Origin of the sequence: Streptomyces sp. NPDC002935 (assembly GCF_040611295.1) — a bacterium.
GTDB lineage: Bacteria > Actinomycetota > Actinomycetes > Streptomycetales > Streptomycetaceae > Streptomyces.
The window spans coordinates 1-21,304 of sequence record NZ_JBEXNW010000015.1 but is presented as its reverse complement, the minus strand read 5'-3'; the positions used below and the strand labels follow the sequence as shown (position 1 = coordinate 21,304).

At 67.7% G+C, this 21,304-nt stretch carries 16 protein-coding genes; 3 read left to right on the top strand and 13 right to left on the bottom strand.

The window, feature by feature from the left end:
- From ABZX90_RS21390 to ABZX90_RS21370, 5 genes are all read right to left on the bottom strand, one after another.
- Window positions 1-789 (bottom strand): SprT family zinc-dependent metalloprotease, encoded by a 789-nt coding sequence (locus tag ABZX90_RS21390; RefSeq protein WP_355206985.1) that lies wholly within the window; start codon window positions 787-789, stop codon window positions 1-3.
- A 5-nt stretch (window positions 790-794) separates the two neighbouring features.
- On the bottom strand, window positions 795-4,475 hold the full coding sequence (locus ABZX90_RS21385) for a type I restriction endonuclease (RefSeq protein ID WP_355206982.1): 3,681 nt from the start codon (window positions 4,473-4,475) through the stop codon (window positions 795-797).
- Window positions 4,476-4,581: 106 nt separating this feature from the next.
- Window positions 4,582-5,649, bottom strand: a complete 1,068-nt coding sequence (locus ABZX90_RS21380; RefSeq protein ID WP_355206980.1) for a hypothetical protein — start codon at window positions 5,647-5,649, stop codon at window positions 4,582-4,584.
- A gap of 269 nt (window positions 5,650-5,918) precedes the next feature.
- Entirely contained in the window at window positions 5,919-6,167 is a 249-nt protein-coding gene (locus ABZX90_RS21375; RefSeq protein ID WP_355206977.1) for a DUF397 domain-containing protein, read from the bottom strand.
- Window positions 6,164-6,982, bottom strand: coding sequence for a helix-turn-helix transcriptional regulator (locus ABZX90_RS21370; RefSeq protein ID WP_355207204.1), 819 nt, complete (start codon window positions 6,980-6,982; stop codon window positions 6,164-6,166). The genes ABZX90_RS21375 and ABZX90_RS21370 overlap by 4 nt, the downstream gene beginning before the upstream one ends.
- A gap of 136 nt (window positions 6,983-7,118) precedes the next feature.
- Here ABZX90_RS21370 and ABZX90_RS21365 point away from each other — a divergent pair, with 136 nt between their 5' ends.
- Window positions 7,119-7,565: an ATP-binding protein gene (locus ABZX90_RS21365; protein ID WP_355206975.1), complete on the top strand. Its 447-nt coding sequence runs from the start codon at window positions 7,119-7,121 to the stop codon at window positions 7,563-7,565.
- Between the two features lie 2 nt (window positions 7,566-7,567).
- Here ABZX90_RS21365 and ABZX90_RS21360 read toward each other — a convergent pair whose 3' ends face one another.
- From ABZX90_RS21360 to ABZX90_RS21330, 7 genes are all read right to left on the bottom strand, one after another.
- Window positions 7,568-8,767: a restriction endonuclease subunit S gene (locus tag ABZX90_RS21360; protein ID WP_355206972.1), complete on the bottom strand. Its 1,200-nt coding sequence runs from the start codon at window positions 8,765-8,767 to the stop codon at window positions 7,568-7,570.
- A complete protein-coding gene (locus ABZX90_RS21355) occupies window positions 8,757-11,510 on the bottom strand; it encodes a class I SAM-dependent DNA methyltransferase (RefSeq protein ID WP_355206970.1) in 2,754 nt (917 codons plus the stop codon). Before ABZX90_RS21355 ends, ABZX90_RS21360 begins: the two co-directional genes overlap by 11 nt.
- Window positions 11,511-11,653: 143 nt before the next feature.
- Entirely contained in the window at window positions 11,654-14,434 is a 2,781-nt protein-coding gene (locus ABZX90_RS21350; RefSeq protein ID WP_355206967.1) for an N-6 DNA methylase, read from the bottom strand.
- 52 nt (window positions 14,435-14,486) lie between these two features.
- On the bottom strand, window positions 14,487-15,206 hold the full coding sequence (locus ABZX90_RS21345; protein ID WP_355206964.1) for an RloB family protein: 720 nt from the start codon (window positions 15,204-15,206) through the stop codon (window positions 14,487-14,489).
- Window positions 15,206-16,459, bottom strand: a complete 1,254-nt coding sequence (locus ABZX90_RS21340) for an ATP-binding protein (protein WP_355206961.1) — start codon at window positions 16,457-16,459, stop codon at window positions 15,206-15,208. Before ABZX90_RS21340 ends, ABZX90_RS21345 begins: the two co-directional genes overlap by 1 nt.
- Window positions 16,460-16,546: 87 nt before the next feature.
- Window positions 16,547-17,323 (bottom strand): response regulator transcription factor, encoded by a 777-nt coding sequence (locus tag ABZX90_RS21335; protein WP_355206958.1) that lies wholly within the window; start codon window positions 17,321-17,323, stop codon window positions 16,547-16,549.
- A complete protein-coding gene (locus ABZX90_RS21330; protein ID WP_351133668.1) occupies window positions 17,320-18,609 on the bottom strand; it encodes a PspC domain-containing protein in 1,290 nt (429 codons plus the stop codon). The genes ABZX90_RS21335 and ABZX90_RS21330 overlap by 4 nt, the downstream gene beginning before the upstream one ends.
- Window positions 18,610-18,787: 178 nt before the next feature.
- On the opposite strand from ABZX90_RS21330, the gene ABZX90_RS21325 reads away from it, so the two are divergent.
- Both ABZX90_RS21325 and ABZX90_RS21320 read left to right on the top strand, forming a co-directional pair.
- Window positions 18,788-20,212 (top strand): PspC domain-containing protein, encoded by a 1,425-nt coding sequence (locus ABZX90_RS21325; RefSeq protein ID WP_355206955.1) that lies wholly within the window; start codon window positions 18,788-18,790, stop codon window positions 20,210-20,212.
- Entirely contained in the window at window positions 20,199-20,423 is a 225-nt protein-coding gene (locus ABZX90_RS21320; RefSeq protein WP_351133664.1) for a hypothetical protein, read from the top strand. Before ABZX90_RS21325 ends, ABZX90_RS21320 begins: the two co-directional genes overlap by 14 nt.
- 10 nt (window positions 20,424-20,433) lie before the next feature.
- On the opposite strand, the gene ABZX90_RS21315 is transcribed toward ABZX90_RS21320, so the two are convergent.
- The gene (locus tag ABZX90_RS21315; protein WP_351133662.1) at window positions 20,434-20,964 is read right to left on the bottom strand and encodes a DoxX family protein; all 531 of its coding nucleotides are present in this window, start codon (window positions 20,962-20,964) and stop codon (window positions 20,434-20,436) included.
- Between the last annotated feature and the right edge of the window lie 340 nt (window positions 20,965-21,304).

Here is a 21,304-nt window from a genome sequence, read left to right as displayed (position 1 = left end):
TCAGACCTGCTGGGAGACTTGTCCGAGCCACAATCGTCGTCCGAGGTCGTCCAGCTCCTCCTTCCGCGCCTCGCACTCCGGGATGGCGCGTTTGAGGAGACTCCAGTAGCCCGGTCCGTGCCCGGAAACCCTGGTGTGTGCCAGTTCGTGAGCGATCACATAGTCAACAAGGTGCGCCGGCAACTGGAAGACGGCCCAGTGCAACGCCATCGTTCCGTGGTCTCCTTCACCGGGCCGGTAGGTTCCCCATCGGTTTCCGACATCGCGCACCGTGACGGTGGGTTCGGGAACCTCCATCCGGGCGGCCCATGGCTGAAGTCGCCCCCTCGACCACCGCAGCCCGGACTTCGTGTACCACGCGACCAGGTCCCGTCGCGCGCGGGCGGGCTCCGCTGCGACCACCTTGTCCATCCTCAGTCGCCCCGCAGCCAGCCGCACCGGCGCCCTGCCCTCATCCACCAAGAGCAACCGGTATTCACGCCCCAGATAGCGAAAGCTCTCACCGTCCCGGAACTCACGGGTCGGATGTGCCGGCCGGTGCCGGCCCCGCAGCAGGAGCTTGGAATCGATCCATGCCCTGCTCTGCCGCACGAACTGCTCGGCCCTCGCCGCTTCACAGCCCACGGGCGCGCGCAAGGTCAGCGTCCCGTCCCGCTCGACCGTCAGACCGAGCCGCTTGCGCCGGTCACTCGTGACGATCAGGAAATCCCTGCCATCAACGGCGAGCACCTGCCCCTCGGCAAGGGGAGGACTGTCGGCGATGTCGGAGGGCAGGACGGGTTCTGGCACGCCTCCTATTGTCCCCGCCCCTGCGCACGGAAGGCGGCGGCATGCTGCTGGGCGTACCCGGCGATGGCGTTGGACAGGTCACGCAACGGCTTCGGGTCGCGCTCTCGCGGCTTCAGCCCCGCGTTCCGCAACTCGTGCCATATGGCGACCCGGAGGTCGCCCAGGCTGGACTCGTTGGCCGACCAGGATGCCCGATTCACATGTACGGAGATGAGCACGCCGAGATCCACGGTCAGGTCGCGCAGGAACTCCTGGCCCGGCTGGTCGAAGGCCGGCTGTTCGGCCAGTTGCTCCGACAGCTTGGTGTACAGCCGCTGCTCCACCGGACTCAGATCGGCCACGGCCGGATCGGCCTGCTCCGCCTTGCGTGCTCTGTCGATGAGCGGCCCAATACGCGTTTTGATCTCGTCCCAGCGTCCGTCGAACTCGGTGAGAATCTCCTGCAGTTCCTGCGCGAGCGTGCGGTAGACCGGGCGGTCCTCCTGCTCCAGACGCTCCTCCAGGTGGTAGCGGAGCGCCTGCACCTGCTCGGCCGCCGATTCCCGAGCCTCGGGAATGTGCCCCACGACCTCGTCGAAATCCGGCGCGAGAATGGACACCGGCGCGATCACCTGCGTCAGCTCGGGCAGTTCGAGGTGATCGGCGATCATCGCTCGAACCTTCCGGCCGTAGGCGCGCATCGCGAACTGACCGCCCGTGTCGTCCCGGTAGTGCCTGCGCACCCGCCTCTGCAGCACGGCCCACCGCCGTGCGTCGGGGATCCGCTTCAGGGCGGCCTCGTGCGGCAGCACGCGCTCCATCGCTCCCAGGAAGACACTCAGCTTCGCGTCGAAGTCGGCGCGGTCTGCCGGATCGCCCAGCGCCCACAGACCGCTGGTGACGCCCTCGGTCGTGTCCAGGCCCACGATCCCGAGTCCGTCCAGGATCCGATGCACCTCGGCAGCTGCCGCTTCCATGTCCGGGACCTCGCTGGACAGAGGGCGCACGGCGCTCAGGGCGGGCCCGTCTCCCTTGTACGCGGGCAGGGTCACGGCAAGGTTGTTCAGCACCCCGTAGTAGTCCACGACCCGGCCCTCCTCCTTGCCGTTGCGCGGCCGGTTGACGCGTGCGATGGCCTGCAGCAACTCCGCGTCCTGGATGGGCCGGTCCAGGTACAGCGCCTGTTCTATGGGGGCGTCGAACCCGGTCAACAGCATCGACTTCACGATGAGGAAGGCGATCGGCCGCTGCTCGTCGGCTGCCACGGGAACCGGACGGGCCGCGCGCCCTGTGGAACCGCCAGGAGCGGGGTCGCTCCACGGGTTCATGCTGATGGTCATGCCACTGGGCACCGGGTCCTGTTCCCGTGGGTGGTCCACCATCCACGGGTTGTCCTTCGGCAGCTCCGGGAACGGCTCCAGGAATCGGTCTACGTGCTCCTGCTGCCGCTGCGGATCCGTCCACTCCTGCCACAGTCCGCTCTTCTGCTCGTTCCCGGCGGAGATCACCGGTACGAACTCGATACGGCGCAGCAGTTCCTGGTAGTGCCACGCGCGCAGCAGCACGAGCTCGTCCCAGGTGTAGTCCTTGAGGTCCTTGCCCCGCAGCGTCGCCGGGTCGAAGGCCCGTACCTTGGCGAGGAGTTCAGCACGGGCGTCGTTCAGCATGTGCCGGTAGAGCACGACCGCACGACGGCTCACGGCAGCCACCTGGGCCTTGAAGCCACCGGTCAGCGGGCCGGTGACGTAGTGCTCCAGCATGTCGACGGCCTTGCGCCGGATGATGGGCAGGGACTCGGCGACGTCTCGGCTGGTGGGCTTCAGCCCGTTACGGACCTTGTCCTTGTCCTCGTCGCTCAAGGTGGCGATGAGGTCTTCGAACTTGAAGTTGATCCCTCTTTCGTCCTTCACGTTCGCCGGCCCGGCCCGACCTTCGTATCGGACGGGCACGACCACCTTGTCCCGCTCCGCCTCGTCCATGAGGTAGGCGTCGAGGAACTTGTCGTCCGGCTCAAGACCGAAGATCCGCCCGGTGTCGCTCAGCTTGCCCTTCATGATCGGCGTGCCGGTGAACCCGATGCGGGCGGCGTTCGGCACCGCGTCACGCAGGCAGGCGTGCAGCACGGAACTGTGCGAGCGGTGTGCCTCGTCGACGAGGACCAGCACATGCGGCGAGGTGCTGCACTCGGTGAAGCGCCGCCTGACCTGCTCGATGACGGCCTCGTCCGGCGTCGGGTCCGCGGCTTCCTCGGCGGACTCGCCCTCGGCGATGCGCTCCTGCGCCTCCGCGAACTCGACACTCGGGTCACGGTCGTCGTTCGCCGTCTCGCCGACGAGTCCGGGAATCCGTCCCAGGTACTTCTGGATCATCGCGAAGATCACCGCGCGCCCGCCGGGCTTCCCGGCCCGCCGCAGCATCCCCTCCACGTCCGCCTGCGACTTGGCGATCCGTACGGGGCGACCGCTGACGCGTACTGCGGCCGACAGCTGCCGTTCGAGCTGCTTGCGGTCGGTCACGACCAGCAGGGTGAAGCGGTTCAGCTCGGGGTCCCGGCTGCTCTGGAGCCGCCGGGCGAGGAAGGCCATGGTCAGGCTCTTGCCGGAACCCTGGGTGTGCCAGATGACACCGCCGCGCTCGTCGTCCTCCGCCGCCGGGTCGAGGCGGGTGCGCCCGGTCCGCAGCTTGGCCACGATCTTCTCGACGGCCCGGTACTGCTGATGCCGGCACACCGCCTTCACAGTCAGCGGCGGCTCCCCCTCCTTCGTCTTCACCGGCATCTCGAAGACGTAGTGCCGCATGATGTTCAGCAGGTTGCGCGGCTTGAGGACGATGGCGGCGAGCTTGTGCTGGTCGGTCGGCTTCTGCCCGTCGCCGAGCAGCCGCTTGCCGTTGTCCTGCCGGGTGGCCTGGAGGGCACGCGCAAGCGCCGCCTCGTCCTGGTAGTCCGGAGTGACGCTGCGCCAGGCGGCGAAGTGCTCCTCGGTCGACGTGATCGTGCCGAGGGCAGCCTCATCCCCACTGGCAGCGACGAGCAGTTGTACGGACGCGAACAGTTCCGGCACACCGCTCGGCCGGTCGCGCGGCGCGCGGACGTCGTCGTCCAGCGGCTCCCCGCAGTAGGCCCGCAGATCGCGGACGGCCTTCCCGATCGGATCCTTGATGTGGGGGCTCTTGCACTCGATGACGACGACGGGAATCCCGTTGACGAAGAGGACGAGGTCGAGGACCACTTCCTTGCCGTCGGCGGCACGCACCCTGAGTTGGTCGACGACGAGGAACTCGTTCCGCTTCAGGATCTCGGCGTCGTCGAGTCCTTCCAGCTCCCAGTCGACGTACTGCACGTGAACGGTCTTGCCCTGATGGTGTACTTCGTGCCCGTTCGCGGGGGTGCCGCTGAGCAGAAGGCTCGTCACATCGCTGTTGACGTCCTTCAGCTTGTTCGTGGCAACGTTGCGCGCCGCCCTGCGAAGTTCACCGACGGCGCCCTCGACATCGGCCTGCCCCATCCAGGCCTCACCGGTACCCGTGACGCGGTTGAGCCGCTGGATCGCCGAACCGAGGCGCCGGGTGAGAAGGACATCGCCGTACGCACGATTGTCATCGGGGCCCGACAGTTCCGGCCCGTGGACGTGCCGCCATCCCATCGCCTTCAACTGCTCGACGAACGGGCGCTCCACCTCGTCCAGTTCGGCCGTGCCCCGTGCCATGCGTACGCGCCTCTCGCCGTCTGCTGCCTGGCGCCGGTCGATCACGTGCCGACCGGTGCCTCATTTTGCGCCACACGGGGCGGATGCGGCATCGGTTGCGTCCAGTTCAGGCCGTCTGTTCGACTGCCGATCGAGGGGGTTTCGAGACGTTTCGCCGACTCGCGAGCGCGCTGCGGACCTGGGCGGCGTGTCGGTGCACGTCGTGGGCGGAGAGTGGGTGGGGGCCACGATCGGGTCTCCCTGCCTCGACGCCGGGCCGGAACGCTGCGGAGACGGCCGGCTGAGCGTCCGAATGGGCTCCGACTACCCGGCAGGCCCGACAAAGGCCGTCCGGAAGGGCTTCGGGGCGGCCGGGCACACCACAGTCGGTGCAAACCACCATGGCGCGGACCGTGCGTTCCACGGGAGTGGGCAGCTCGGGCGGCATCTTGTCGCGCAGCCGCCGCTGCACGAGGGCACGCGGTGAGTGCACGTGCTCGGGGAGCCCGGCGACGAGGGACTGCGCCAGGTGGTCCACGGTGGCCCCCCGGGCGAGCCACGTGGACGCGAGTTCTTCCAGGAGGGCACAGTCGGCGGCGGAGAGGGGCAAGCGGGGCTCGGTGCGGCCGAGTCGGGCGAGGGCTTTATAGGCGGGGGAGGGCGCGGGCCGTTCCGTGAGGTGTGTCGGATCGGCTTGTTCGGCGTGCTGTGCTTTCCGGGGCTGTACGTCACCGGGGGCGCTCAGGGGCGCAGAGACCGGGCACGCCTCTGTGGGAGCCTCGGGCTGCACCTCGACCTGTACGTCATCCACGAGGAACCGGGCCCACCAGTCGCTGTCACGTGCGGTGGCGGACCAGTGGGTGCGGAACACCCACCGGGTCACGCCCTCACCGCCCTCACCGCCGTCACCGGTCGCCCCGCAGCCCTCCGCGCGGCGGCGCACGCGACGCAGGTGACCGGCCCGGGAGAGCTCGTTGAGGGCGGTGCGGACAGCCTGCTGACCGTAGAGGGGCAGCACCTTGGCGAGGGTCTTGGCGTCCATGGCGGCGCCGTCGGGGAGCCGGTCGATGAACGCGGCGACGTAGCCCTCACGGGGCGAGAGGTGATCGAACCCGTCGGAGCGGGAGGGCGACCGGTCCGGCGTGGACCGTTTGCCGTATCCGGGGTTGGCCATGGGGTGTGCGGACGCGGGCATGACCGCGTTAGGGTCTTGAGAAGCCATGAGATCGCTTGTTCCGATCTTGAGGTGAGGCCCCGGCGTGGTGTTGGTAGCACCTGCCGGGGTCGTTTGTTTCTGCGAACGCTAGAGGTTCGCGACGGCGCGTGGCAAGCCGATCACGAAAAGTCATGTGCACAGGTGTGCCCGGGGGTTGGGAGGGAGGGTGGGTTCTAACCAACCGCCCAATCCTTACAAACAGAGCTCGGATCTCGTCGCTCGAAGCACGGGCTTCGAGCGACGGTGAGTCAGGTGCTTCGGACGTGGTCCACGAAGGCGGCCCAGGCGTGCGCCGCAACCGCGAACTCCGGGCTCCGAGCCCCGAGCTTCGAGTCCCGGACGTGGGTGACGTGAGGGCAGGCGGCGACCTCTACGCAGGCGTTGTCGAAGTTGGTGCTGTGACTGGACTTGCGCCAGGCGTAGGCGACTTCGAGGCAGTTGCCACCCTGGTCGTCGCTATGACTGGACTTGAACCACACAAGCTGGGAGTCGGTCACAGCTCCTGCGCCACCTTCCTGACGAACTCAGCTGACTCCTCGATACTGAGGGCATGCATGCGGATCATCGCATGGCGTGCCGACAATGCACTGACCTTCTCGGCGTTGGCATAGAGCGCACTTGTCTCATGCCCCTCCACGTATCCGTAATGCATGTGGTCGGCGGTCTCCAGCAACACGACGGGACCGATGAGGGCGACGCCACTGCACCGCCCCTGCGGCAACACCTGGATCGACACGTTCCGCAACTCGCCTATTTTCGGGAGATGTTGCAACTGGTATCTCATGGTCTCGCGACCACCCACCATCGCGCGGAGCGCCGCCTCGTAGACCACGAAACCGAAGATCACGCTCTTCTTCTGCGTCAGCGCTTCCTGGCGACGCAGTCGCGCAGACACTCGTTCTTCAATGGTCTCGTCATCCAAGGGCGGACAACTCCCGCCGATCAGCGCCCTGACGTACCCCTCCGTCTGCAGCAAACCCGGGATCAGTAGCGGCTCATACGAGTACACGGCCTTCGCGTCTGCCTCAACGGCCATGAACTCCTGCGACCGGGCCGGAAACGGTTCCGGCTTCAGGAACTCCTGGGCGGCGATCAGTTTCCCGCCCGCGCCACACATCTGGTCCGCGGCCTGCAAGAGGCGGAAGGTCGGCCGCCGCCGGCCGGTCTCCATCGACTTGACGTACTCGTAGTCGTAGCCGGCCTCCTTGGCCAGTTCCTGTCGGCTGACCCCGGCCTCCTCGCGCCACAGCTTGATCTGGCTGCCGCAGTACCGCCACGCCTGCTGTGGCTGCTGAGCATCTCCGGAAGTCACCACGCCCGATCCGCCTCCCGCCGACACAGCGTGTACAAGCACGCCGTGTACCCGCGCCGCCACTCCCGAGGTTAGGCGGCATCGACCAGCCTGATCACGGCAAATGACGGAGAATCACACGCAAGGACCGAAGCACATGCCGATGCCCGAAGACCGCCCTCGGTCTGCTCCGATCGCCGCCCCCAAGGACATCGAGTGGCGCCTGCCGCGCCACGCCCGAAGCGTGGGCAGAGCCCGGACTCTCCTCCGGGAGCAGGCCACTTCATGGAAGATCCCGGAAGAGGTGGCAGAGACGGCGGTCCTTCTGCTCAGCGAGCTGATGACGAACGCGTACCGCCACGCGAGGGTGTCCCCCGGCCGAGAGATCTGGGCCCGCTGCGCCCTGGACGACGACCGCGTCCGCGTATGGGTGACGGACGCGAGCGACACGCTTCCCACGCCCCGGAATACGTCACCGGACGACGAGTCGGGCCGAGGCCTGGAACTGGTGGCAGCGCTGGCGGACGACTGGGGTGCGGCTCCCCGTGAGGGTGGCATCGGCAAAACGGTGTGGCTCGAACTCCGGCTCACGCCTAAGGCATAGCCCTATGCGACGTTGCGCAGCCGTGCGTTCCCGGACAGCAGGTCATCGGTCAGCCCATTTTTAAGCGTCTGGAGCTTAGCCAGTTCATCTCGATCACTGGCCAACCTTTGATCGAACGCTTCGATCGGCGCAACAAGGCGTCGCTGCTCCTCAATTGAAGGCAGCGGCAAGCAGATGGAGCCGACAAGCGTGCCATTGAGGTTGGTCTGGTTCGACCCCTGCCCGATCTTCCGAATCTCGTTATAGCTACTCTCAAGCCAATGGTAGAGATACCGGTTATCGAGACGCGTCGGGTCGCACACAATGGCCGCCGCTGCCTGGTTGACTGTGGCATCGACCCCCAAGACTGCGCTCCTGCCGCGTGTGACTCCCTCCCCATACATCGCCAGCAGCACGGTCCCTTTCGGATAAACTCGTAGACCTGTCTCGGTAACAGCCCTTCGGGTCACACATTCGCCGCTATCAGCAATCACGGAGAAATTGATCTCTGCTGTGCGAACCCACGGGACAGTGCCACCAACCCAATAGTCCCCACGGGAACGCGAAGGAGTGCTGCCGGACGAAACAGCGGCAACGTCGCCCAAGACAGCCCAGCCCCTCTCCTGACTACTCAAAATTTTCCGCATGATTTCACCCCTAACAAGGCGGCCTTTCACGATCGACGCCTCGATGGATTTCTCTTGATCGTCGAGCGCCGAGAAAACCTCGACAATGCGTCGCTGCTCAGCAAGCGGCCGCAGCGGAAAAGAGAGCTTGGCGAACCGGTCTCCCCCTAGGTGTGCAATGCTGGTGGTTTTCTTAGCAATCGCCGCGAACACCCCGATTCTAAGCCACCAGCTGAACACGGCTTGCGCATACTCAGGGAGGACGGCACCTCCTGCGCGAAACCGCACCAAAGTGTTCTGGAAGTAATAGACGTTTGCGGGTTCCTTGTAGATGGCACTACGCCCTACAAGTTCGAGACTCTGCCCCTCATTTAGTAGAATATCCCCCGGCCGGAGCAAATAGATCAGCCGCTCACTGGGTGTGAATCCCATCAAATTCACATCCGAGTAATCAATCCGACCGTCAAGTACATTAGCGACCCGTAGGTACGGCAGCTGCTTTCCGTTGGCACGGCTCGCCGGTGAAAGCTGCTTTCCCATTCGCACCTCGCCGACCTCGCCCACAGGGAGCCAGCGAATTGAGTCCTCAGCCGACATAACCCAACTCCTTCAGGAACCCGCCCAGCACCTCAGCCGCCTTCTCCCGCCGCCCCTCGATTTCCCGCAACGAAACCCCGTACTTCCCGTCCCACACCCGATACGTCTCCGCCAACTCCCGCTGGCGGCGCACCACATGTCCGCCCAGCTTCCCGGAGAGGTCGTCCCGCAGGATCCCCAGGACCACGTCCCGTTCACCCGCAACCTCGGCCACGGCCCTGCGCGCCTGCTTCAGCACCGGCTCCGGCACGGAGAGGGGTTCAGCCGAACCGCCGTCGCCCCCCTCACCCGGAAGCGTCAGCAAAGTCTCCTGCTGAGCCTGCGCCGCAGACGAAACCACAGCCGCGGCCTCGGCCTTCTTCTTGGCCTTCTCCGCCTGCTCCCGCTTCTTCCTCCGGACCCCCGGCACCGGCCAGAAGTCGTCCTCCAGCTCCTCGATGACCTTCTTCGTCGCGGTCCGCCGCTTCTTCAGGTCGCGCATCTCCGCGTCACTGAGAACCGCCTCGACCAGTGCGGGGTCGATCTCCCCGGGCTCGCCGGATTCCTCGCCGTCCTCGGAGGGATCCCCCTCTTCGCCGGCCTCCGCCGCAGCCCGCGCCGCTGCCAGCGCGGCCTCCGCCTCCAGGCCCGCCTTCACCTTGGCGTCGAGGTCCGCGTGCGTGCGGTCCGCCGACGCGAGTTCCTCCAGGAACTCGGGGGCGATCGCGGCGATCACCTTGTGGCCGTACGCCTGCCGCCGTTCCGCCGAGGAACGGTCACGCGCACCGCCCGTGCGCGGGTCCGGCTCGGGCGCGAGCATCGTCTCAACGGTCTCGACCCAGCCGTCGACGACACCGGCGAAGCCGTTCACCGACAGTGCCTTCAACTCGTTCTTGGCGTCGTGCCACCAACCGGCCACCGCACCGGCGAGGGCGTAGCGGTCCAGGAGGCCGACCCGCAACAGACGTTCCCTGAAGGAGTCGATCAAGTCGGCCCGCAGACGCGCCAGTTGGGCCTTGCGCTCGTGCTCCGTGCGGTCGTCGCCCTCGATCGGCTCCAGCGCGGCGATCTGCTCCGTCTCCGACGCCCACCATTCCTCGAAGGCGTCCCAGAGCTTCTGCTCACGCCCGCTCGCCAGCTCGGCCAGTCGTGCCGCGTCCGGCCGCTCGGCCTCGGGTAGGAAGTCGACGTACTCGGGGTCGTCGTCGCGGACCGCGAAAAGGTCCCGTACCCCGATGTCGTACGCGTCGAGCAGCTGCTTCTTCGCCTCGATCTCGGTGGTCGGGACGCCGCCCACGAGGTGAGCCCGTACGTCCTGCGGCTCGGGCGGCGGGGTGTTGTCGACGTAGCGGCGGATGTTGAAGTTGAAGTCGTTCTCCTCCAGTTCGGAGCGGTCGACCACCCGTGCGAAGCTTTCCGCGTCCTTGAAGGCCTGGAAGGTGGAGACGATCTTCTCGACGTGTTCGGGCAGGAGGACGTTCTGGGCGCGCTCCGCGTGGAACTCCCGGTCCGCGTTGATGAACAGGACCTTGCCCCGACGGCTCTGCTGCTCCTCGCGGCCCGGCGCGCGCAGCACGATCACACAGGCCGGGATGCCGGTCCCGTAGAAGAGGTTCGGCGCGAGGCCGATGACCGCCTCGATCAGGTCGAGCCGCAACAGCTCGGCGCGGATCTTGCGCTCGTCGCCACCACGGAACAGCACGCCGTGCGGCATGACGGTGAACACGGCCCCGGCCCGCTTCTTCACCATGTCCAGCATGTGCTGGAGGAACATCAGGTCGGCTTTGCCGCGCTCGGACGTCTGGCCGTGCGGCATCCGCGTCAGCAGGTTCGGCACCTCGGCCTGCTTGTAGTCCATGGAGAACGGCGGGTTGCTGAGGACCAGGTCGAAGTCCCCCTCGGGGTGCATCGGGTTCGTGAGGGTGTCGCCGGTCTTGAGGGAGAAGTGCTTGGCGCCGTGGAAGAGCATGTTCATGGTGGCCATGACCCAGGAGCCGCTGTTGGCGTCCTGCCCGGCGAGCAGCAGGTCGTCGGAGTCCTCGCCGTGCTCGTCGATGTACTCCATGGCGTGGATGAGCATGCCGCCGGAGCCGACGCACGGGTCGTAGATGCGCATCCCGCCGTGCGGCCGGGCCAGCTCGACCATCATGCGGACGACGGAGCGCGGGGTGTAGAACTCGCCGCCCTTGCTGCCGGCCGAGTCCGCGAAGTCCTTGATCAGGTACTCGTACGCGGCACCGATCATGTCGGGGAACTCGAAATCGTTCCCGCGCAGCCGGATGCTGCCGAAGTGTTCGACCAGCGCGGCGAGACGCTTGTCGGCCAGCTCCGCCGCGGAGCCCTTGCCGCTGCCCCCACCGCCGATGCGGTTGAAGTTGACGTGCCCGAACAGACCGCGAAGCTCGCTGTTGCCCTCCTGGTTCTCCAGCTCGTCGAGGGCGGGCTGGAGGTACTCCATGGCCACGTTGTCGACGGCACCGGCGAGCCGGTCCCAGCGGGCCTTCTCCGGGACGAAGATGACCCCGCGGGGGCGATAGAACTCGAACTGCTCCGCGTCGTCCTCGGCGTCCTCGCGGCTCTCGCCGGCCTTCAGCCGCTCATCGATGATCGCCTCGCGGGCGGCCTCGAACTCGTCGTTGACGCGCTTGAGGAAGAGCAGCACGAAGATGAAGTCGCGGTACTCGGCGGCGTCCATCGTGCCGCGCAGGATGTCCGCCGCCGCGAAGAGATGGCGTTCCAACTGCGCGAGCGTGAGCTTGGCCACGTACGGCACTCCCCTGGGGTGACTGGATGTCCGGTTGCGGATGCACCGGGAAGCCTACGGCTTACCGTGCCTGCGACAGCACCGTATCCAGCCGACGTCGTGTGTGCGGCGACACCGAGGCAAGGGTGCCACCGCAAGTGCTCTCAGTCCTCGTAGCTGACCGACGTCCGGGCAGACCTCAGGTCCTCCATGAGCGTTCCCTTGATCAGTTCCAGCTTGGACAACTGGGCGAAGCGCAGCTCGCGCTGTTCCTCCAGCATGGCCATCTCCTCCGCGATGCGTCGCTGCACCGGCTCGGCAGGCAGATCGATTTCGACGTCGAGCAGCCTGCCTGCGGACAGGTCGTAGAGATCTCTTTGGGTGAAGCGCGCCTGTGCTTCGATCAAGGGACGGACGGAGGGTTGGGAGAGCCACGCCTTCAGGTATTCCGGAGACAGACGAGCGGTATCAGGGACCAGGCGCAGTACGTTGTTCCCACAGGCAGCAGCGGGTAGCTGATCTCGCCAGACCACCGCTCGATAGCCGCGTCCCGCCATGAAACGGCCCGTCACCAGGACATCTCCCGATTGCAGCCGGTCCGCCGGGCGCGGCGACGAGCCCGGCGGGAGATAGCGAACCTGTGCCAACTCCAGTCCTCGCTCCGACAGGTTGCGCGCCTCCACGACGGGGACACCGTCCGGCTCCTCGCCGAACCGTGCGGCGGCACCGCGCCGGGCGGCTGCCACCACATCCCGCAGTGGACAGCGCTCCACCTGCCCGTCGGCGTCGGGGGACGTATCCGTGAGCAGTGGCAGGAAGACCAGCTGCTCGTCGACGGCCAGCTTCTCCAGTGCGGCCTGCACGGTCTTCTCCGTGTCGATGAGTTCGTAGATACGCGCGGCCGTCCGGCGTCGCCGAGCGGCTGTGCCTCCGTCGTCTGCTCCGAAGGCCCAGGCGCTCTGCTCGGACCACGGGTTGTGAAGCACCACGGTTTCCGGCGTGCCGGTGAGCTGGGACTCGATCTCGCGGAAGGACAGGCCGTACTTCTGTTCCCAGCGCTGATAAGTGCCGACGAGTTGGTGCCGCCGCCGACGCACCATGGCTTCAAGACGACCGGCCATGCCTTCCTTCAACGGCGCCAGGTGCGTGCCGGGCAGCGTCTCCGTACCCCGTTCGCCCCACGTCCGAAACGCGGGTCTGGCACCGGCCCACCATTCCGCCAACGCGCCGACCAGGGCGTCCTCCGACAGAAGCCCCGGCTCCAGCAGACTCGCCGGGAAGGACGACATCAGATCCTTCCTGAGCCGGGCGAGCCCGCCCCGCGGTCCCCCGGTTCCCCGCCCGCCCGGGAGGACGCCAGCGATGTCCGCCTCCGCGCGCAGCCACCACGCTTCGAAGGCGGCACGGAGCCTGTCCTCCCGGGGGCGTGCCAGTTCGGCGAGGCCTTCCGCGTCGAGCCGCCGCTCGCGGAGCGGGAAGTCCATGTACGGAGAGTCCGGCCCCCGGGGCATGAAGAGCCGCGAAGCCGGAATGTCGTAGGCACGCAGGAGTGCCGCCTCGGCCTCGATCTCGGCAACGGGCATCCCGCCTTGCATATGGGCGTGGATGTCCTGAGGTTCGGGCGGCGGCGTACTGTCGACGTACCGGCGGACATCGAGGTTGTCACCGTTGGCCGCGAGCCGGCCCCGGTCCATGACACGCGCGAAGCCCTCCACATCCTCGTAGGAGCGGAACGCGGTGGTGATCTTCGCAATGTTCTCCCCGCCCAGGACGTTCCGGGTCTGTGCTTTCCGGAACTCGCGGGAGGCGTCAACGAACAGGACCTTGCCGCGGCGCTCCCGAGCTTTCTCTCCCGGAGTTCGCAGAACGAGCACGCACGTCGGAATACTCGTGCCGTGGAAGAGGCCGACGGGCAGCCCGATCACGGCCTCGATCACGTCGGCATCCAGCAACGCCGTACGTACGGCCCTCTCCGAGTGGGCGTCGCGGAACAGGAGGCCATGGGGCATGACGGTGCAGACGGTTCCCTTTCTCTCCTGTACCAGGCCCAGCATGTGCTGGACGAAGGCGAAATCGGCCGGGCCCCGCTCGGAAGGCGGACCGTACGTCAGCCTGCGCCAGAGCGCCTCCACCTGTTCGGGTCGCAGCCGGAGACCGAAGGGCGGGACGCTGAGCACCATGTCGTACCCGGCCTGCGCCATGTGTCCGTCGGTGAGCGCGTCAGCCCGCTCCAGAGCGCCGACCCGGGCCTCGTGGAAATACAGGCTCACCGCTGCCAGGACATAGGAAGCCAGGTTGACGTCCTGCCCGTAGAGCAGTGTTTCCCGCTGATCCTCGTCCTCGACCTGCTCACTGGCTTGGACGAGGATGCCTCCCGTTCCGCAGAACGGATCGCAGATCCTCATGCCCGCGCGTGGCGATGCCAGTCCGGCCAGAAGTCGGGCGACCTCACGCGGTGTGTAGTGTTCGCCGGCTCCCGCCGAGGAATCGGCGGTCCGCTTCATCTGGGCTTCCACGATCTCGCCCAGCAGCTCCCGATGAGCGAGACTCACGAAGTCCAGACGGAGATCCTGGAACAGACCGACCAAGCGGGCCCACCGGTTCTCGGGAAGACGCTTCAAGGTGGCCCAGGCCACTTCGACGAGCTGCGCGAACGCCTCCCCGCACCAACCGCCGATCCGTTGCGCCCATTGCCGAGAACGGAGGTCGCGCGCCAGACCCTCGAAGCACGAGATGCATTCGTCTCGAGTGAGGGATTTGTAATTATCGGCGCGACGACCCCACGGAGAAAGCCGCAGACCGTACTCGTCGTCGAGGTGCTTGCAGACAAGCAGGGCGAGGGCCAGGTCTGCGCCCCGCTGCTGGTCCATCGCGCCGCGAGTTACGTCAAGAGCCTCGAACAGCGCCTGCTGCACCGACCCGAACGTAGTGATCTCGCGCGTCATGGCCTTCCCCTCGCCGCTCCACCGCACAGCTCCGCCCCATGGCCCCGACAGGTCAGTAGTCGATCACGTCGAGGCCGTCCTCCACGAAGCTCCACACGTTGGTGTACGGATCCCAGTGGTTCTGATCAAGGCTCTTGTGCCCTGCGTTGATCTGCTTGGCATGCTGCCGGGCCTTCTTGTACTTCCTCTGTAGCTGGCCGGGCATGACCCGCTTGGCCTGCTCCGGGGAGACGGACCGGATGGTGGGGCCGTAGGTCTGGGCGAAGCCTGGCTGGTTCTTCAGTCTGCCCGCCGCGCTGTCACAGACGCCGCCGAAGGTGCTCGTGTAGTTCTGGTAGTGGAGCAGGCGCCACAGCTCGAAACAGGGGTGGGAGTAGGCGACGTGCAGCTTCGCCTTCCGGGCCCGCGAGAAAGCCGTCGGGATGTCCTCGTGCTGGTCCCGGTCGAAGAGACACCACACCTGAGGCCAGTTCCAGTCGTCGGGGTTCAGTTTCGCCTTCTTGGCGGCCCTCTGGACCTCGGTCCACTTCACGATGGCCTCGTCCACGAGCGGCAGCGGCTTGCGGCGCTTCGTCGGTGCGTTCAGGTTCTCGACACTGCAGTTGACCTTACGGCCCTGTTGTGCGCGGGTGCCCTGTTCGGTGACGAACTCGATGAATTCCGGCTCGGTGACCTCGCCCTCGGTGAAGACGTACACCTCACGCGGACGATCCTGAGGCAGCACTCTCTTGTGCCTGCCTGCGATGTTGTCCCGCCCCTTGTCCCGCGCCATCAGGAACGCTCTGCCTCCCCTGCCAGTGCCGTCAGCACTCTGCGGCCGATCTGTCCTTGAGTCACTCTCGGAACGGCGCCGAACGCTCCTGCGAGGTAGGAGTCCGAGAGGTCCTCGTCGGGACCCGGCTCCGCGTCGCTAAGCGGGTACAGCTGTGTCGCGCCGCCCGAGTCCTTCTCCGTGAGCCAGACCTGCCCCGGTTCCAGGGGACGCCCGCCTCTCGGCGACTTCAGCAGCGACGGAGCATGGGACGTGAAGACCAACTGGGCACCCTTGGTGTTGACCCAGGGTGCCTGGAAAAGGCGTACGACCTCTGCGGCGAAGCGTGGGTGGAGGCTGGAGTCCAGTTCGTCGATCAGCAGGACGGCGCCCTTGTCCAACGCCAGCAGCAGTGGTCCGATCAACGCGAACCACGAACGCGTGCCGAACGACTCGCGCTGCCAGTCCATCGCCACGGGCTCGTCGGAGTCACCGCCGTGCAGCAGGCGTACGAGCGGGGACTGTCCTGGGCGCTGCTCCACCTCGGCGCCCCGAATACCTAGGTCGGCGACTCGTAGCAGTTCCTCGATGCGGTCGCGAGCGTTCTCGTCCAGCAACTGGCGGGCGGTATAGGCCTCGCGCTGCGTACGCTCCGTCTCCGGTGTGACATCCCACAGGTTCTGGTTGAACCAGTCGTAGATTCGCGTGAGTTGCGGGTGGTTGTCGTTCGCCGCCCGGCTGAGCATGAGGGCGTTCGGGCGAGTGCTGCGGGCCAGGTGCGCTCGGTCGTGGATGCGGTCGCCGGGGAAATCGAAGACGTTGTCTCGTGCGGCGTCGCGGTCCAACCATACCTGCCGGCGCCCCTTCGGGTAGGCGTGAAGCCATTCCGACTCCACCACCCTCGGACCGAGCTCGAACCCGTAGGTCCAGCGGACGCCGTCGTCGAGCACGAAGTCGGCCTCGTAAAACGTGCTCTCCGTAGCCGACTTGGGGTCGAGTGCGAACTCCTCCCGGGGAATCCCCTGGTAGGACGTCCAATCGGAGTACGACCCGAGAACCGCTGCCTTCATCTTCTTCAGGGCGACAATGACATTGGACTTACCCGAAGCGTTCGCGCCGAAGATGCCCAGGAGCGGATAGACCTGAAGCGACTTTCCGTCCGACAAGGTCAGGGTGCGTGCCGCATCCGACTCCTCGCCCTGCGGCACCACGAAGGACAGCTCTTGCTCGTCGCGCAGCGATCGAACATTCGCCGCGCGAAACCGCAGCAGCATGCTGTCCTCCTCTCGTCGCGCACAGGGTATCCGCGTGATCGCGCACGCGCCTACCGGACGGTCACATCGATCCGGGTTTCGGCCGCGTCAGACCAGTCGTCGCGCCGTCGCCCAGCGCGTCAGCTCGTGCCGGTTCGACAGCTGGAGCTTCCGCAGCACCGCCGAGACGTGCGACTCGACCGTCTTGACGGAGATGAACAGCTGCTTGGCGATCTCCTTGTACGCGTACCCCCGGGCGATGAGGCGCAGGACCTCGCGCTCGCGCTGGGTGAGACGGTCCATGTCCTCGTCGACGGGCGGGGCGTCGGTGGAGGCGAAGGCGTCGAGGACGAACCCGGCGAGGCGGGGTGAGAAGACCGCGTCGCCGTCCTGGACGCGGAAGACGGAGTCCACGAGATCCGTGCCGGTGATCGTCTTGGTGACGTACCCCCGGGCACCGCCGCGGATCACCCCGATCACGTCCTCGGCGGCGTCCGACACGGACAGCGCGAGGAAACGGACCGGCTGCTCGGCATCGGCCATCAACGGGGCACAGCGGCGCAGCACTTCGACGCCGCCGCCGCCGGGAAGGTGGACGTCGAGGAGGACGACCTCGGGGCGGGTGGCCGTGATGACCGTGACCGCCTGATCGACGTCCGCCGCCTCGCCGACCACCTCGACGCCGGTCCGCTCGGTCTCCCCGATCTCGGCCTGCACCCCCGTACGGAACATGCGGTGGTCGTCGACGAGCACCACGCGCACCCGCCGCCCGCCCTCGGTGCCGGCCGGCTCGGCCGCGGGGGCGGCGGCTCCGGATGCGGCGGCCACGGGGGTCTCCCCGGTGGCCGAACCGCCGGACTCCACAGGCTCGTTCGCGTCGCTCATGACGTCTTCTCCGCCCTCTCCATCTCCAGCTCGACCTCCGTGCCGCCGTCCGGCACCGCGCGCAGTCGCGCCGTGCCGCCGTTGCGTTCCATACGGCCGATGATCGATTCTCTAACGCCCATGCGGTCGGCGGGTATCGCGTCGAGGTCGAAGCCCGGGCCGCGGTCGCGGACGGACACGAAGACCGTCCTGCCCTCGACTTCGGCGTAGACCTGTACGGCGCCGCCCTCGCCACCGTACTTGGCCGCGTTCACCATCGCTTCCCGCGCCGCCTGCATCTGCGCTGTCAGGCGGTCGTCGAGCGGGCAGTCGCCGACGACCACGACCTCGATGGGAACGCCGTGCTTGTCCTCGACCTCGGCGGCATGACGGCGGACCGCCTCGGCGAGGGTGTCGGGCTCGTCGTCCTCGTCCTTGCCGCTGCCCTCCGGCTTGTAGAGCCAGGCCCGCAGATCGCGCTCCTGGGCGCGGGCCAGCCGCCGCACCTCGTTGGCGTTCTCCGCGTTGCGCTGGATCAGTGTCAGGGTGTGCAGCACCGAGTCGTGGACGTGGGCGGCGACTTCGGCCCGCTCCTGCGCGCGGATGCGCATCAGTCGCTCCTCGGACAGGTCCTGGGTCATCCGGACCAGATAGGGGCCGGCGAGGAGCGCTATGCCGACGAGGACCGCGAGCGCCGCCTGGAGCACCGAGCCGAGGTGGGCCGCGGAGCCCTGGAGGACGAATATCCCGGAGACTCCGGCGGTGACGAGCAGAACGCCCGCCGCGGACCGCAGCAGCGTGAGCGTGCGGCGACGACGGCCGACCTCCACCCAGCGGGCCCGCCGGGCGTTGTCCGCCTGGCGCCACACCAGGGCGACACCGGCGCCGACGAGGACCGTCGGCCACAGATACGCCTTCGTCCCGCCGCCGAGATTCACATTGCCGACGAAGACCATGGCCACGACGACCATGAGGAGCAGGGCGACGATCTGGCCCTTGTCCGGCTTGCGGGCCACGAGCCTGCGCCGGCCGTCGGGCGAGGTCTCGGTGGTGAACGCTGGCGTACGGCCGGAGCCGACGCCGCCGACGCCGAGCGGCACGAAGAACCAGAACGCGGCGTACAGCAGCGCGCCCAGCCCGTCCGCCATGAACAGTCCTACGAACATCAGCCGCACCCAGACCACGGGCAGCCCGAGATGCCCGGCGAGCCCTCGCGCCACGCCCCCGAGCCAGCGTCCGTCGCTGCTGCGGTAGAGCTTGCGCGGGGGCCGCGGGTCGTCGACGGGCATGGCTGCGGCTTCCGGCATGGCATCGATGTTCACACGCCTGGCGGACCGGAGCATCAGGGTCGGCCCCGGATACTCCCCTGATCTTCGGCAAACCGGCGTTCGAACGGTCCCCGCCCCTCCCCTCGGGGCGGATATCAGGGTTCGGCCAGGGTCATCCCGACTCCCGCCGCGCCGTCCCGCCCGTCACCATGGACGCATGACAGATCAGCAGCACGCGGCAGCGGAGCCGGACTCCGGCACCGCTCCGGGTGATGAGCCGCGCGCTCACGGGGAAGCGGGCACCGCACGGCCCGCGGGCGCCAGCGCCGTCTCCGAGGTGCCGCGCAGGTTCCGGCGCGACCGTCGGCAGAAGATGGTGGGCGGGGTGTGCGCCGGGCTCGGCAGGCAGTGCGACATGGACCCGGTGATCTTCCGGATCGTGCTCGCGGTGCTCGCCGCGACCGGCGGCATCGGCCTCATCTTCTACGGCTTCGCCTGGCTCTTCGTCCCGTACGACGAGGACGAGGAGAACGAGATCCGCAAGCTGCTCACCGGCCGCGTCGACGGCCAGGCCCTGGCAGCCGTGCTCTTCGCCCTGGTCGGCTGCGGGGTGTTCCTGTCCATGCTCAACAACGGCGGGGTGCTGACGTTCGCCGTCGTCCTGTCCCTGCTGCTGGCCGGCGCGGGCTACTGGTCGCAGCACCGCGGCGCCACCGACCCGGACCCTTCCCCGAGCTCTGGGCTGCGCTCAAGCAGGGGAAGCCCCATAGCCGCCCAGGCCGTCGCCGACGCCCCGCCGGAGGCGCAGGCACCGCCCGTCCCCGCCGCGTACCCCTCCTGGTGGCGCGACCCGATAGTCAAGGACGGTTCGCACGTCGGCGGCACCGGCTATCTGTGGGGCCCCCTGGAGACCCGGGACCGTGATGTCGCGGATCTCGCGGCCGCGCTCAACATCGCGCGGGGCACCTCCCGCCCCGGCCTACGTACGGAAGGGGAGCGCAAGCCGCGCGGCCCCCGCCGGATCGGCGGCCGGATCTTTCTGCTCGCCCTCCTCGCGGGTGGCCTCGGCACCGGCCTGACCTGGAACGACCAGGCGCTCGGGACCAGCCTTCAGGCCGGGCTGGCCGCCGCCCTCATCGTCTTCGGCCTGGGCATCGCCCTCAGCTCCTTCCTCGGACGCACCGGCGCGGGAACAATCTTCCTGGCGGTGATCACGGCAGGCCTCCTCGCCGCCTCCGCGGCCCTGCCGAAGGACATCAGCACGCACTGGGTGCGCACGAACTGGACTCCGGCGACCGCGGCCGACGTACGGACGAGTTACGACCTCGGCACAGGCGTGGGCACCCTCGATCTCAGCCGCGTCGACCTCGCCAAGGGGCAGACGGTGAAGAGCAACGCGGAGGTGGGAGCGGGCCGGCTGGAGGTGATCGTCCCCAAGGACGCGACCGTGCGGCTCACCATCGACGTGGGTATCGGAGACATCCAGTTGCCGGGCGACGACAAGAAGGACGTGGACGTGGAACCGGGCAAGCACGACCAGGTGACCCTGGTGCCGACGACGGGCGGCAAGGACGGCGGCACCTTCGACCTCGACCTCCAGGTCGGCGTGGGCCAGGCGGAGGTGACCCGTGCTACGTCATGAGTTCCAGCCCGGAAAGCTGGTGGCGGGCCTCTTCCTCACCGCCGGGGGCATCGCCTACGCCGGAGACGCGGGCGGCTGGTGGGACACCGAGTGGTTCGCGATCATCCCCGTAGTCGTCGTCGGCCTCTGCCTCGCGGGCGCCGCGGCGACCGTGACCCACGCCGTACGCAGACGCCGCGCGGACCCGGGTCCGCGCGGCGTGAGGTCCTAGCACCGTTCCTCTAGCGGTAGGCCCCGGCGCGTTGCCTGCGCCGGGCTCGCAAGACCGCGTCCAAGGAGAAGACCGAGGCTCCCGCCAGCACGAGGGGGGTCCAGGCCATCAGATACGCGAGGTCGTTGCCGTAGTAGTACGGGTCGGAGGCCCAGCTCACGGTCAGCCACAGGCTGAGCGAGATGAACGCGCCGCCCAGCGCGGCGAGGCGGGCCAGCAGGCCGATCAGGGTGCCGATTCCGACGGCCAGCTCACCGAAGGCGATGGCGTAGCCGAAACCGACGGGGCTCTTCAGGGACAGGTCGACCAGGGCCGGGATCGCGGAGGAGTCACGCACCGTGCGCATCATGTCGCCGATCGACCCGGAGCCGGAGGCCTTCATGAAGGCGCTGTCGGTGAGTTTGTCCAGGCCGGCGTAGATGAAGGTGACGCCCAGGAACACCCGCAAGGGCAACAGGGCGTAACGGGTCGCGGTCTCCCGCCAGCCCCGCCTCTCCTCCAGATACGGTGCGTGAGTATCCGTCCGCATACCGTGAGTCATCGCTCTCCGCCGCCTCTCACCCGCGTACCGTCGATCCCTCAACAGACCATACGTACGAACCGATCCCCACGCTCATGGCCGGAACCTTTTTTCCTGCCCCCACCTCCCCGAACACCCCGGGCCGTCCCCCGGCGCGACGCCGCCCCCACAACCTTCTTTCGCCCCCTCCGCCCCTACCCTTCCCACCCCTGGGGCTCCGCCCCAGACCCCGCTCCTCAAACGCCGGAGGGGCTGGATCTTGCACGGGAGGGGCCGTGCCGGTACATCCCAAATGTCCGTCGCTTACGTTCGGATCGAGCAGCAGTTCGCACAGGTAGCCCACGTCTGATCCAGCGGCGAC

What these genes read in the sequence shown, in the direction of transcription:
- ABZX90_RS21385 (WP_355206982.1), bottom strand. Translation starts at nt 4,475, where the DNA reads ATGGCACGGGGCACGGCCGAACTGGACGAGGTGGAGCGCCCGTTCGTC.
- ABZX90_RS21380 (WP_355206980.1), bottom strand. Translation starts at nt 5,649, where the DNA reads ATGCCCGCGTCCGCACACCCCATGGCCAACCCCGGATACGGCAAACGG.
- ABZX90_RS21365 (WP_355206975.1), top strand. Translation starts at nt 7,119, where the DNA reads ATGCCGATGCCCGAAGACCGCCCTCGGTCTGCTCCGATCGCCGCCCCC.
- ABZX90_RS21360 (WP_355206972.1), bottom strand. Translation starts at nt 8,767, where the DNA reads ATGTCGGCTGAGGACTCAATTCGCTGGCTCCCTGTGGGCGAGGTCGGC.
- ABZX90_RS21350 (WP_355206967.1), bottom strand. Translation starts at nt 14,434, where the DNA reads ATGACGCGCGAGATCACTACGTTCGGGTCGGTGCAGCAGGCGCTGTTC.
- ABZX90_RS21345 (WP_355206964.1), bottom strand. Translation starts at nt 15,206, where the DNA reads ATGGCGCGGGACAAGGGGCGGGACAACATCGCAGGCAGGCACAAGAGA.
- ABZX90_RS21340 (WP_355206961.1), bottom strand. Translation starts at nt 16,459, where the DNA reads ATGCTGCTGCGGTTTCGCGCGGCGAATGTTCGATCGCTGCGCGACGAG.
- ABZX90_RS21335 (WP_355206958.1), bottom strand. Translation starts at nt 17,323, where the DNA reads ATGAGCGACGCGAACGAGCCTGTGGAGTCCGGCGGTTCGGCCACCGGG.
- ABZX90_RS21330 (WP_351133668.1), bottom strand. Translation starts at nt 18,609, where the DNA reads ATGCCGGAAGCCGCAGCCATGCCCGTCGACGACCCGCGGCCCCCGCGC.
- ABZX90_RS21325 (WP_355206955.1), top strand. Translation starts at nt 18,788, where the DNA reads ATGACAGATCAGCAGCACGCGGCAGCGGAGCCGGACTCCGGCACCGCT.
- ABZX90_RS21315 (WP_351133662.1), bottom strand. Translation starts at nt 20,964, where the DNA reads ATGACTCACGGTATGCGGACGGATACTCACGCACCGTATCTGGAGGAG.